Here is a 14804-nt window from a genome sequence, read left to right as displayed (position 1 = left end):
CCGGTTGAGTTCGGCGTAACTCAATTGCTCACCGAGGTATTGCGCGGCCACGGCTTCGGGCCGCTGCGCCACTTGCGCCTCGAAACGCTGGGCAATGGTCAACATTGCCGGGAATTCGGCGTGGTTGTCATTGAACGCCAGCAGCAGCTGCTCGCGCTCGGCCGTCGGCAGAATCGGCAATTGGTTGAGCGCGGTATCGGGTGCCTGCTCCAGTGCCAGCACCAGACTCTCCATGGCGCAGTGCAGGTAATCGCAGATGCGCTGTGGCTCGACCTCGGTGGTGGCCAACAACGTCAGGCTGAAGGCATCGCCGAAATCGTCGATGCTCAGGGTCAGCGGGTAGTTGGTGCGTTCTTCGGAGCTGATCGTGCTGATGCCTTCCCACGCCGCCAGGGTCTCGGCACTCGCCGTCGCCGCCGTGTGGCTGTGGCGGTAATTGAGCAAGGCACTGAACAGCGGCGTGGGTGCGACCACGCCACTGCAACGCTGGGCCAGCGCCAGTGGCGCATGCTCGTGGCGCATCAATGTGGTCAAGCGTTTGTGGGTCGCCTCCACCGCCGCACGCACGCCTTGTGCATCGACATCGACCCGCAGCGGCAAGGTGTTGATAAAAATTCCCAACGCCCGTTCAGTAGCTTCGGCGCCTTGCATGCGGCCCATCAGCACCGTGCCGAACACTACGTTTTGTTTGCCGGTGAGCACCGCCAGTACCTGCGCCCAGCCCAGATGAAACAGGCTCGCGACACTCACGCCAAGCTGCCGCGCCTGTGCGCGCAAACGCTGGCCGAGCAACGGATTGACCGGCAGGCTCAGCTCAGCGATACCGAGCCCGTCACCCTGCACGTCCTGCAAACCGTAGGGCAGGGTCGGCTCGGCTATGTCGCCGAGCATCTCGCGAAAAAAAACCTCGTGTTCGGCTTCGCTGATGCCCAGTCGCGCCTGCGCTACGTAATTGCGAAACGGCACCGGCCGGCCGAGCGATTGAGCCTGGCCAGTGAGGCAGGCGAGCAGTTCGTGACGCACCACGTCGAGCGCCGAGTGGTCCAGCGCCATGTGATGGAACAACAACGTCGCGACCACCCGCTGACCGCCCTCATCCCACACGTAGGCCAGACGCATCATCGGCGCGCACCGGACGTCCAGACGGAAATGCCGCGCATCGAAACGTTCGTGCAATTGCTGCAGCGCATCACTTGCGCCGTTTGCCAGCACGATCTCTTCCATCGGCAACGGTGCCTGACGCCAGACCACTTGCAGCGGTACGTCCAGCCCTTCCCAATGCACCGCCGTACGCAAGATGTCGTGGCGATCGATGACCTTTTGCAAGGCTTGAGCGAAGTCCTGCAGACGCTCGCGGCTGCTGAACGCAAAGTACGATTGCATGACGTAGGGATCGCCCTGCTCGTTGCTCGCGTGGTGATAGAGAATGCCTTCCTGCAACGGCGCCAGTGGGTAGATGTCCTGCACATTGGCGGCGCCGCCCGGTACCTCGGCGAGCAAGCGGTCGAGGGTCGCCTGATCCACGTCAGCCAGGGTCACCATCGCTGGCGTGATGCGCGTGGTGCCGGGGAGGATGCCGTTGGCCGGAACGTCGATCTGGCCGACGCGGCTGGCCGAGTATTGGCCGGCCTTGATCAGTTCGATCAGCGCCGGTTTGTGCTCGCGCAGCGCGGCCAGCAGCGCCGGATCGCTCAACGCCTGTTTGTTGCCGTTGACGCGCAATTGCTCATCGGTCACCGCCAATTGAATGTCTTTTGTCTTCAGGGTTGCCAACAGTTCGAGCACATTCACAGGACGATCTCCATTCTTTCCGTAATTGCGGCGTAGCCGGCCAGGGTCGGTTGTTCGAACAACGCCCTGACATCGGCTTCCATGCCTTCCTGACGTAACCGGCCGATCAGACTGACCGCCAGTAATGAGTGACCACCCAGTTCAAAGAAATGGTCGTGACGCCCTACCCGCTCGACGTTGAGCAGCTCGGCCCAGAGCCGTGCCAGGGTGATTTCGACGTCGCCCACCGGGGCTTCGTATTCGCGGGTTTTCAGCGATTGCTGATCCGGCGCCGGCAGCGCCTTGCGGTCGAGCTTGCCGTTGGGGCTCAGCGGCAAACTATCGAGATGCACAAACACCGTAGGCACCATGTAATCCGGCAAGTGCTCGAGCAAGTGACTGCGCAGCAGGTCGATTTCCAGGCGTTCGCCGGTGTAATAGGCGACCAGACGTTTGTCGCCTGGCACGTCTTCGCGGGCGACCACCACCGCCTCCTGCACAGCTTCGATCCGGGCAATGCCGGCCTGAATTTCGCCCAGTTCGATACGCAAGCCACGGATCTTCACCTGATCGTCGTTACGCCCCAGGTATTCAATGTTGCCGTCCGCCAGATAGCGGGCGACGTCACCAGTGCGATACATCCGCCCGTTGGCCTGGAACGGATCGTCGAGGAAGCGCTCGGCATTCAACTCAGGTCGGTTCAGATAACCGCGCGCCACCTGCACGCCAGCGATGTACAGCTCGCCGATCACGCCTTGCGGCACGGGTTGCTGTTGCGCATCAAGGATGTACATGCGGGTATTGGCGATCGGTTTGCCAATTGGCGTGTTGTCCGGGGTCTGCTCGATCGATCCGGCGCAATCCCAAGCGGTGACGTCGACGGCCGCTTCGGTCGGCCCGTAGAGGTTATGCAACTGGCTGCCCGTTAACTGAAGTTTGAAACGCCGCACCACACTGCCCGGCAACGCCTCACCGCTGCACATTACCTGCCGCACGCTGTCGCAGCGTGTGGTGTCGCTATTGGCGAGGAACACATCAAGCATCGACGGCACAAAGTGCAGCGTGGTGATGTGTTCGCGCTCGATCACTTCGCTCAGGTACTGCGGATCCTTGTGCCCGCCGGGCTGCGCCATGACCAGGCGCGCGCCGGTCATCAGCGGCCAGAAGAACTCCCATACCGAGACGTCAAAACTGAATGGGGTTTTCTGCAACACCGAATCGGCAGCGGTCAGGCGATAGGCGTCCTGCATCCACAGCAAGCGGTTGACCACCCCGGCATGTTCGTTGACCACGCCTTTCGGTTGGCCGGTGGAGCCGGAGGTGTAGATCACGTAGGCGCTGTGCTGTGGTGTCAACGTCGGGATTTGCGGATTTTCGGCGGACAAGGAGTGCCAGCTGTTCTGGTCAAGATCGACCACTGCCGCCGTGATATCTCCCAGCAACTCGCTGGTAGCCCCGTGCACCAGCACCACGGCCGGCGCGCTGTCCTCGAGCATGTAGGCCAGACGCTCCGGCGGATAGGCCGGATCGAGCGGCACATAACCAGCGCCGGCCTTGTTGATGGCGAGCAGGCCGATGACCATTTCCAGGCTGCGCTCGACGCAGATCGCCACCCGCGAATCCACTTGCACGCCAAGGCTGATCAAGTGCCCGGCCAAGCGATTGGCGCGCTCGTTCAGCTGCGTGTAGCTCAATGCCTGTTCGCCGGCAACGACGGCCACAGCCTGCGGCGTACGCTGCACCTGCACTTCGAACAAGCCGTGCAGCGTCTGCTGCAAATCGTAATCGACGTCCGTGGCATTGAGGCCGAACAGCAACGCCTGCCGCTCCTCGTCCGGCAACACCGTCAGGCAGTTCAACGGTTGTTGCGGTGTGTGCTCCAACGCTTCAACCAGCGCGATCAGCGCGTTGTGCATGTACTGGCCGAGGCGTGCTGCACCGATGCGCGAAGGGGTCATCACCGTCAGTGCGAAACCACTGCCGAGATCATCGACGTTGAGGGTCAACGGGTAATTGGTGCGCTCCTCGCCGGCCAGGGATTCGATGCCCTGCCAGGCCTCGCGCTTGGTAGTTTGCTGAGCTTCGCTGTCGCTATGGCGGTAATTGAGCATCGCGCTAAACAGTGGTGACGGTGCCGCGACACCGCTGCAACGCTGGGCCAATGCCAGCGAAGCATGTTCGTGAGCCAACAGCGCACTGAGCCGCGCATGCGTGGCCTTGACCCCGGCGCGCACATCGGTTTCGTCGACATCCACGCGCAATGGCAAGGTGTTGATGAACATGCCCAGCCCGCGATCTGCGCCCGCGCCGCCCTGCATGCGGCCCAGCAGCACCGTGCCGAAGACAACGCGCTCCTGAGCCGACGTTGCCGCCAGCACCTGCGCCCAGGCGAGATGAAACAGACTGGCGACGCTGACGCCGAGCAAGCGCGCCTGACTGCGCAAACGCTGCGCCACCGAGGCAGGCAGTGGCTGGCAGACTTCCTCGATGTCATTCCCGTCGCCATGCACATCCTGCAAACCGAACGGCAGTGTCGGCTCGTCGATGTCGCCGAGCATCTCGCGGAAGAACGCTTCGTGCTCGTGTTCGCTGACGCCGAGGCGGGTTTGCGCGACATAATTGCGGTATGGCACGGCGGATACAGGCAGTCGCTCATCGCCCTGCAAAATCGCCTGCATTTCTGCGCTGACCACCGCCAGCGCGGTGTGGTCCATGGCAATGTGATGGAACAACAGCATGGCGACGACACGCTGATTGTCCGGATCGAGGGCATACACCAAACGCAGCAACGGTGCCTGATCAAGTTCCAGACGCCAGTGCCGCGCATCGAAGCGCGCACGTAGTTGATCGATGGCTTCGCCCTGCGCGGGCTCCAGCGCCACCGCTTGGACCGGCAACTCTGCACGGCGCCAGACCACTTGCACCGGCGCCGCCAAGCCTTGCCAGACCACCGAAGTGCGCAGGATGTCGTGGCGCGTCATGACCTGACGCAACGCCGCCGCGAACCCTTGAAACCGTTCAATACTGTCGAACGCCAGACACGATTGCAGCAGGTACGGATCGCCCTGAGCCGCACTGAGGTGGTGATACAGAATCCCTTCCTGCAACGGTGCCAGCGGGTAAATGTCCTGCACGTTGGCCGCGCCGCCCGGCACCGTGGCGACGATGCGCTCGATGCTGGCCTGATCCAGTTGCACCAGTGGCAGCATGTCCGGGGTAATGCGCGTGCAATCGGCAGGAATCAGATTGTCCGGCACGGCGACCTCGCGGCCACTGCCCACCGCCGCCGCCAGCGCAGCCAGGGTCGGTTGGCTGAACAGCACGCGCACGTCGGTGCTCAGATCGACCTGACGCATGCGCTCGATCAGCGTCACCGCCAGTAATGAATGCCCGCCCAGTTCGAAGAAGTTGTCGTGACGGCCGATCTGTTCGACCTTGAGGACGTCCGACCAGATCTGCGCCAAGGCGATTTCCACCGAACCTTGTGGCGCGGCATATTCGCGGCTCAGCCACGCCGTTTGATCCGGTTCTGGCAACGCCTTGCGGTCGAGTTTGCCGTTGGCGGTCAGCGGCAGTGCTGGCAGGCGCACGTAAGCGGCAGGCACCAGGGCTTGCGGCAACTGCGCTTGCAAATGACTGCGCAAATCCTCGATCTCGACGTCCAGGCGTTCGGTAAACCACGCCAGCAACTGGCCGTCGCGCACCAACACCACGCAATCCTGCACAGCCTCGTGAGCACTCAACGCCGCTTCGATTTCGCCCAATTCGATGCGCACGCCGCGCAGTTTGACCTGATCATCGTTGCGCCCCAGGTATTCGACGTTGCCGTCAGCCAGCCAGCGTGCGAGGTCGCCGGTGCGGTACATGCGCGCCTGCGGTTCATCGCTGAACGGATCGTCGAGGAAGCGTTCGGCAGTCAGCTCGGGGCGATGCAGATAACCGCGCGCCACGCCGGCACCGCCGACATACAACTCGCCAGCAACGCCAACCGGTACGGGGCGCTGCTGGTCATCGAGCAGGTAAATCTTCGCGTTGGCCATCGGCCGACCGATATGCAGCACCTGCCCGGCCTCGACCGCGCCGCAGGTGGCAACCACCGTAGCTTCGGTCGGGCCGTAGTTGTTGATCACCGCGAACGTCTGCTGACGCGGGAACTGGCGCAATTTGTCGCCACCGATCAGCAGCGTGCGCAAGGTCGGGTGGCCGAGGTCACGACTGAAGGCGTATTCGGCGACAGGCGTGGGCAGGAAACTCACCTGCAACGGCTGCGCGCGCCACCACGCCAGCAACTCGTCGAGGTGCTCGTTGCTCACCGATTGCGGTGGCAGATGCACGGTCGCGCCGATGCACAGCGCTGGCCAGACCTCCCACGCCATGGCATCGAAACCAAACCCGGCGACACTCGATGTGTGGCTGCCCGCGTGCAGGTCAAAGGCGCCGTTGTGCCAGTGCACGAGGTTTTCCAGCGTCGCGTGTTCGACCATCACGCCTTTCGGCTGGCCGGTGGAGCCCGAGGTGTAGATCACGTAGGCCAGATGCGCCGGGGTCAGCGTCGGCACCTGCGGATTGCGGTCCGGCAGATGCGCCCAGTCACTGCCATCGAGATCGATCACAGACGCAGCACCGAGCAAATCACGCGTCGAAGCCTCGGCCAGAACCGCCAACGGCGCGCTGTCCTCAAGCAAGTAGGCAATGCGTTCCGCCGGGTAGGCCGGGTCGACCGGCACATAACCGGCGCCCGACTTGAGGATCGCCAGTAGCGCCACCAGCATCTGCGGGCTGCGACGCACGCACACGGCGATGCGGTCGTCAGGCTGCACGCCAAGGCTGAGCAGATGGTGAGCCAGGCGGTTGGCGCGTTGATTGAGCTGGCCATAGGTCAACGCTTGCCCGCCCTGCACCACCGCCAGCGCATCCGCCCGTTGTGCCGCCTGAGCCTCGAACAGCGCATGAAGGGTTGCGCCACGGCGAAACGCGACGGCACTCCGATTGAAATCGACCAGCAGTCGCGTCTGCTCCGGCAGCGACAGAATCGGTAGCTGATTGAGTGGCATTTGGGGCTGCTGCTCCAGCGCTTGCACCAGTTGCTCCAGTGCGGTGTGCATGTAACTGCAGATCCGCTGCGCACCGATCTCGGCGAGCGCCAGCACGTCCAAGGCAAAACCGTCGCCCAGATCATCCACCGACAGGGTCAGCGGATAGTTGCTGCGCTCCTCGCCACCGAGCATGCGCACGCCTTGCCAGATCCCCTGGCCGTCGCGCGGCTGTTGTGCGGCGGCGCTGTGCCGGTAATTGAGCAAGGCGCTGAACAGCGGCGCCGAACCCGGCATGCCGCTGCAGCGTTGAGCCAGCGCCAGTGACGCGTGTTCATGAGCGAGCAGCGCCGTCAGCCGCGCGTGGGTGGTTTTCACCCCGGCGCGCACACTTTCAGCGAGCCCCACCCGCAGCGGCAGGGTGTTGATAAACACTCCCAGCGTGCGGTCGGCGCCCTCACCGCCCTGCATGCGCCCCATCAACACGGTGCCGAAGACCACGTCGCGACGGCCGGAAACGACGCCCAACACTTGCGCCCAGGCCATGTGCATCAGGCTCGCCGGGCTGACGCCCAACTGCCGCGCCTGTTCACGCAGACGCCGATTGAGCGCGGCATCGACCGCTTGCAGCGCTTCTTCGATGCCACGCCCGTCGCCCTGAACATCCTGCAGACCGAAGGGCAAAGTCGGCTCGTCGATGTCGCCGAGCATCTCGCGGAAGAACGCCTCATGTTCCTGCTCATCGGCGCCGAGACGTGCCTGCGCCACGTAATTGCGGTACGGCATCGGCGGCGTCAGCGTGTCGAGCTGATCGAACATCAACGCGTGCATTTCCCGGCCGATCACGTCCATGGCGGTGTGGTCGAGAATCGAGTGATGGAACAGCACGATGGCGACCACTTGCTGTTGCGCCGGATCCTCGGCGTAGACCATGCGGATCAACGGAGCTTGATTGAGGTCGAGGCGGAAATGCCGGGCATCAAAACGCGCGTGCAGCTGTTCGAGAATGTCTCCGTCCTGCGGATCCGGCAGCACTTGTTGCACGACCATCTGCGCCGCGCGCCAGACCACCTGATGCGGGCTCGGCAAGCCTTGCCAGACCACGCTGGTGCGCAGAATGTCGTGACGGGCGATGACCTGCTGCAAGTGTTCAGCGAAGCTGTGCAAACGTTCAAGGCTGTCGAAGGCCAGACGCGATTGCAGCAGGTACGGATCGCCCTGTTCGGCACTGAGGTGGTGATAAAGAATGCCTTCCTGCAACGGTGCCAGCGGATAGATATCCTGCACATTCGCTGCACCGCCCGGCACCGTCGCGACGATACGATCAATGCTGGCCCGATCCAGCGTGGTCAGGGTCAGCATGTCCGGGGTGATGTGCGTGCAATCGGCCGCAATCAGATTGGCCGGCACTGCGATTTCCCGGCCACTGCCCAAGGCTCGCGCCAGTGCGGCCAGACTCGGCTGGTTGAACAGCACGCGCACATCGGCGCTCAGACCGGCCTGACGCATGCGCTCGATCAGGCTCACCGCCAACAGCGAATGGCCGCCGAGTTCGAAGAAATTGTCGTGACGGCCGATCTGCTCGATGTTGAGGACGTCGGCCCAGATCTGCGCCAGCGCCATTTCGACCGGGCCTTGTGGCGCTTCATATTCACGGCTGAGCCACGCATCCTGATCCGGTTCGGGCAAGGCTTTGCGGTCGAGTTTGCCGTGGGCGGTCAGCGGCAGGCTGTCCAGACGCACGTACGCCGCCGGCACCAACGTGTCCGGCAAGATTGCTTGCAGATGCTGGTGTAAATCGCCGATCTCGACAGATTCGATGGCGGTAAACCAGGCGACCAGACGGCCGTCGCGCACCAGCACCACGCATTCGCGCACCGCGTCGTGAGCGCTCAGCGCCGCTTCGATTTCGCCGGGTTCAATGCGCACGCCGCGCAGTTTGACTTGATCATCGTTGCGCCCCAGGTATTCGATATTGCCGTCCGCCAGCCAGCGCGCCAGGTCGCCGGTGCGGTACATCCGCGCATGCGGTTCATCGCTGAACGGGTCGTCAAGGAATTGTGCTGAGGTCAGTTCCGGACGATTCAGATAGCCGCGCGCAACCCCGGCGCCGCCGACATACAACTCGCCTTGCACACCGGTCGGCACTGGTTGTTGCTGACGGTCGAGCAGATAGATTCGGGCATTGGCGATCGGCCGGCCGATGTGCAGAACACACCCGGGTTCGACGCGTCCGGACGTCGCCACCACCGTGGCTTCGGTCGGGCCATAGTTATTGATCACGGCAAATGTCTGATCACGCGGGAACTGGCGCAACTTGTCGCCACCGATCAGCAACGTGCGCAGGGTCGGATGGCCCAATTCACGACTGAAGGCATATTCGGCCACCGGGGTTGGCAGAAAGCTCACCTGCAACGGCTGCGCGCGCCACCATTCGAGCAGTTCATCAAGATGTTCGTTTTTGATCGAAGACGGTGGCAGATGCACGGTCGCGCCAACGCACAACGCCGGCCAGACTTCCCAAGCCATGGCATCGAAACCGCAACCGGCGACGCTGGCGGTGTGGCTGCCGGCATGCAGATCGAAGGCTTCGGCGTGCCAGTGCACGAGGTTTTCCAGGGTGCGGTGCTCGACCATCACGCCTTTCGGCTGCCCGGTGGAACCGGAGGTGTAGATCACGTAGGCCAGATTCGCCGGGGTCAGCCTCGACAGCGCTGGGTTGGTGTCAGGCAAGTGCTGCCAGTCGCCGGCATCCAGGTCGATAACGGGGACAACGCCAAGCAGCTCGCGCGTCGACGCCTGCGCCAGCACCGCGATCGGGTCGCTGTCCTGCAACAGGTAGGCGATGCGCTCTGCCGGGTAATCCGCATCGATCGGCACGTAACCGGCGCCGGCCTTGAGAATCGCCAACAGCGCAACCAGCATGTCCGGGCCGCGACGCAGGCACAGCGCGACACGGTCGTCGACTTGCACGCCGAGACCAATCAGGTGATGGGCGAGACGATTGGCGCGCTGATTCAGTTCGCGGTAGCTGAGCTGTTGCTCGCCCTGCACCACCGCCAGCGCCTCAGGGTGCGCCGCCACTTGCGCTTCGAACAGGCGCGGCACGGTCTGCGCCGGCGGGTATTCACGACCGCTGATGTTGAAGCCGACCAGCACGCGCTGCCGCTCACTCGGCGACAGGATCGACAGTTGCTGCAACGGTGCCTGCGACGTGTACTCCAGTGCCGTGACCAGACTGTGCAACGCGGTTTGCAAGAAATCGCAGACCCGCGCGCCGTCCACCTGTGGCACAGCTTGCACGCTCACGCGGAAGCCTTCGCCGAGGTCGTCGACACTGACCACCAACGGATAATTGCTGCGCTCGCGGGAGCTGAGAATCTGCACGCCGTCCCACGCTACAGCGGCCGACTCGGGCGCGCTGTGGCGGTAATTGAGCAAAGTGCTGAACAGCGCCTGCGCACCGCCGACACCACTGCAACGCTGGGCCAGTGCCAGCGAGGCTTGCTCGTGGCCGAGCAATTGCGCCAGACGCGCATGGGCTCCCCGCACCCCGCTCTCCACCGAATCAGCCCCGACGCTGACGCGCAGCGGCAAGGTGTTGATGAACATGCCCAACGCCCGATCTGCGCCTTCGCCGCCCTGCATGCGCCCGAGCAATACCGTGCCGAACACCACGTCCTGCTGGCCGGACACCTGCACCAACACCTGAGCCCAGGCCTGATGCACCAGACTGGCCACACTGACACCGAGCCGCCGCGCCTGCTCTCGCAGACGTTTACCGAGGTCGGCATCGAGTTCGGAATGACTGTCGAGAATGTCGCTGCCGTCGCCGTGCACGTCCTGCAGACCGAAGGCCACGGTCGGCTCGTCGATATCGCCAAGCATCTCGCGGAAGAACGCCTCATGGGCCTGATCATCAATGCCGAGCCGCGCCAGGGCGACAAAGTGGCGGTATTGCACCGGCGGCGGCAGATCCTCGCTGCGGCCAAGCATGACGTCATTCATTTCCGCGACCAGCACGTCCAGTGCGGTGTGGTCGAGGACGATATGGTGCATCAGGAGAATGCCGATCCAGCGCTGGTTTGGCTGATCTTCGGTGTAGACAAAACGCATCAGCGGCGCGCGATTGAGGTCCAGACGATAGTGGCGTGGATCGAAACGCGCCTGCATCTGCTCGAGCACGTCGCCGTCGAGTTCGTCGGCATCGACGCGTTCCAGCGCCAGCGGCGCCTCGCGCCAGACCACTTGTACCGCCTCTTCAAGCCCTTCCCAGACGATGCCGGTGCGCAGAATGTCGTGGCGCGCGATCACGCCGTTCAAGGCGCGAACGAAGGTTTTGATCTGCGCCAGACCGTCGAAGGCAAATTGCGCCTGCAACACATACGGATCACCGGCACTGGTTGCCAGATGATGATAGAGAATCCCTGCCTGCAAAGGCGCCAGGCCATAGATATCCTGCACATTGGCGCTGCCGCCCGGCACGCTGGCAACGACACGGTCGATCGCGGCTTGATCGAGATTGGTCAGCGGCAGCATGGCCGGGGTGATGCGCGTACAACCCGGCTCGATCAGGTTGTCGGGAACGACGATGCCGCGTTCGCTGCTCAAGGTCGCCGCCAGCGCGGCCACACTCGGCTGACCGAACAGCACGCGCACATCACAGTGCAGATCCTGTTGGCGCATGCGTTCGATCAGCTTCACTGCCAACAGCGAATGACCGCCGAGCTCGAAGAAATTGTCATGACGCCCGACCTGCTCGACACCTAGCAATGTCTGCCAGAGACCAGCGATCAAATTCTCTACCGCTCCAACCGGCGCTTCGAAACCGCGCCGCGCGAATGCATCGCTGTCCGGTGCCGGCAAGGCTTTGCGGTCGAGCTTGCCGTTGGTGGTCAGCGGGAAGGCCTCCAGGCGCACGAAGGCGCTCGGCACCATGTAGTCAGCCAACCCCGCCAACAGCTGATCACGCAATTGCGCCACAGCCGGCGCCGCACCTTCATCGGCCAGCCAGTAGGCGACCAGACGCTGATCGCCGGGGCTGTCCTCACGGGCGATGACCACGGCTTCGCGCACGCCTTCGCAACTAGACAGACGTGCCTCGATCTCGCCCAGCTCAATGCGGAAGCCGCGAATTTTTACTTGATCGTCATTGCGACCGAGGTATTCGAGGCTGCCATCCGCAGCCCAGCGCGCAAGGTCGCCGGTTTTGTACAGCCGCGCATCGACATTTTCAGTGAACGGATCATTGATAAAACGCTCGGCAGTCAATGCTTCACGATTCATATAACCGCGCGCCACCCCGGCCCCGCCGACGTACAACTCGCCAATCACGCCGACCGGTACCGGTTCGCGCTGGGCATCGAGGACATACAGTTGCAGATCGGGAATGCGCACGCCAATCGGGCTGACGCCGAGCAACTGCGCGTCGGCGGCTTGCAGCGGCCGATAGGTCACGTGCACGGTGGTTTCGGTGATGCCGTACATGTTCACCAACCGCGTGCCGGCATTGCCGACCCGCGCATACCACGGTTTGAGCAAGCCCGGCTCCAGCGCTTCGCCGCCGAACACCACTTCCCGCAACGAGTGTTGCAGCTGACTGCGGCCCTGCGCGGCGATCAGTTGGCGGAAGGCGCTCGGCGTCTGGTTGAGTACGGTCACGCCGGTCTGGCAGAGCAATGCATAGCAGTCGTCCGGCGAACGGCTGACGGCTTGCGGGATCAGCAGCAGTTGCCCGCCGAACGCCAGCGCGGCCCAGATTTCCCAGACCGAGAAGTCGAACGCGAAGGAATGGAACAACACCCCGATGTCTTGCGGGTTGAACTGGAACCAATCGTGGGTGGCGGAAAACAACCGCGCCACGTTGCGGTGCTCGACCATCACGCCTTTGGGTAAACCGGTGGAACCGGAGGTGTAGATCACGTACGCCAGATGCGCCGGGGTCAGCTCAGGGATCTGCGGATTGCTGTCGAGTTCGGCCTTGAGGTGAGCGCTGTCGAGGTCGATCTGCGGCACATCCAGATCGGCCACGCGCTCGCGCGTCGCCGCCTGCATCAGCAGCGCTGCCGGGGCGCTGTCCTGCAAGGTGAAGCTGATTCTGTCGAGCGGATAGGCCGGATCGATCGGCACGTAACCGGCGCCGGCCTTGAGCACACCAAGCAGGCCGATGATCATTGGCGCGCCACGCTCGACGCAGATCGCCACGCGGTCGTCGGGACGAATGTTCAGGGCCAGCAGATGATGCGCCACCTGGTTGGCACGGCGGTTGAGTTCGCCGTAACTGAGGGTTTGTCCGTCGAATATCAGCGCCGTGGCCTCAGGCTGGGCCTGGGCATGGGTTTCGAATTGCTGATGAATCAACAGGGTTTCCGGGAACTGTGCCAGCGGCGAATTGACGTCGTACAGCAAGTGTTCGCGTTCGCTGGCCGGGAGGATGCGCAGCGTTTGCAGCGCCACATCGGCGCTGGTTTGCAAGGCTGCGAGCAGACTCTCCAGCGCCGTGTGCAGGTACGCGGCCATGCGCTCGGCCCCCAGCGCTGCGTCCGCCAGCGCGGTGATGCGCAAATCGGCGCCGAGGTCATCGATGTTGATGGTCAGCGGATAGTTGGTGCGCTCGCGGGCACCCAACACCTGCACACCGGGGGCAATGTCGATTACCTCCGCCACTTCCTCAACGCTGCTGTGTCGGTAGTTGAGGATCGCGCTGAACAGCGGCGTCGGCACCGCAACGGCGCTGCAGCGTTGCGCCAGGGCTAGCGAAGCCTGCTCGTGCGCCAGCAGCGCGGTCAGGCGCCGATGGGTCGCCAGCACGCCGGCGCGCACGCTTTGCTCGCCAACATCAACGCGCAGCGGCAAAGTGTTGATGAACATGCCCAACGCTTGCTCGCCGCCCTCGCCCGCGTCCATCCGCCCCAGCAGCACGGTGCCGAACACCACCGCCGTGCGCCCGGACAATTGCCCGAGCACCCGCGCCAGCGCCAGATGCGTCAGGCTCGCGACGCTGACGCCGAGTTGCCGCGCCTGCTCGCGCAACTGCCGGCTCAAGCGGCTGTCGAGCATCAGCGAGGCTTCCTCGATGGCGTGGCCATCGCCCTGCACATCCTGCAAACCACAGGGCAGCGTCGGCTCGTCGATATCCGCGAGCATGTCGCGGAAAAACGCTTCCTGCGCCTGCTCGTTACCGGCATTGCGTGCCCTGGCCAAGTGATCGCGATACGGCACAGCAGCAGGCACTTGCGTGGTCTGCCCGAGCAGACAGGCCTGAATTTCCCGACGCAGCACATCCAGCGCCACGTGATCCATGATCATGTGATGAAACAGCAACAGCGCGACCACGCGGCCCTGCGCGGCATCCTGCGCATACACCAGGCGCAATAAAGGCGCTTGCTGCATGTCGAGACGGAAGTGTTGCGGGTCGTGGCGTGCGAGCAGTTGCGTGAGCACGTCGGCGCCACTGTCGACGGGGACTTCCTCACACACCAGCGGCGCCTCGCGCCAGACCACTTGCAGCGCTTCGTCGAGGTATTCCCAGACGAACGAGGTGCGCAGGATGTCGTGACGGTTTACCACCCAGCGCAGCGCGTCGGCGAAAGCGTCCAGCCGTTCCTGACTGTCGAATACGAAGCGCGCCTGCGAGATGTAAGGGTCACCGGCAGCGGCCGATAGGTGGTGATAGAGCATGCCTTCCTGCAACGCGGACAACGGATAGATGTCCTGCACGTTGGCGGCGCCACCCGGCACCGTGGCGACGATGCGGTCAAGCGTGTCCTGATTCAGCTTCACCAGCGGCAGCATGTCCGGGGTGATGCGAAAGGCCGGGCTCAGCCAGTCACCGCCGTGTTCGGCGACCAGCTCCAGCAGTTGCGCCTTGTGCGCCGCGAGGCTGTCCCACAACGCGTCATCCAGCGCGTCGTCGCTGCCCAGAATGACCAGGTCTTCATCTTCCTGTTGAAGGCGGATCGCACGGGTGGAAATGGCAGCCATCAGTTCGCTGAAATGCAT

Annotated in this window: 2 protein-coding genes (1 of these 2 only partly in view); both read right to left on the bottom strand. The window is 63.6% G+C overall.

Annotation, left to right across the window (positions count from 1 at the left end; translation table 11 throughout):
* On the bottom strand, window positions 1-1791 hold the beginning of the coding sequence (locus HU754_RS12795; RefSeq protein WP_186624358.1) for a non-ribosomal peptide synthase/polyketide synthase. The gene continues 16053 nt to the left of window position 1, outside the view; only the first 1791 of its 17844 coding nucleotides appear in the window; the start codon lies at window positions 1789-1791; the stop codon falls past the left edge of the window.
* A complete protein-coding gene (locus HU754_RS12790; protein WP_186624357.1) occupies window positions 1788-14804 on the bottom strand; it encodes a non-ribosomal peptide synthetase in 13017 nt (4338 codons plus the stop codon). The genes HU754_RS12795 and HU754_RS12790 overlap by 4 nt, the downstream gene beginning before the upstream one ends.

This window comes from Pseudomonas zeae (assembly GCF_014268485.2).
In the GTDB taxonomy this organism is placed as follows: domain Bacteria; phylum Pseudomonadota; class Gammaproteobacteria; order Pseudomonadales; family Pseudomonadaceae; genus Aquipseudomonas; species Aquipseudomonas neuropathica.
The sequence above is the reverse complement of the archived record's forward strand: the minus strand, read 5'-3'. Positions and strand labels throughout refer to the sequence as shown.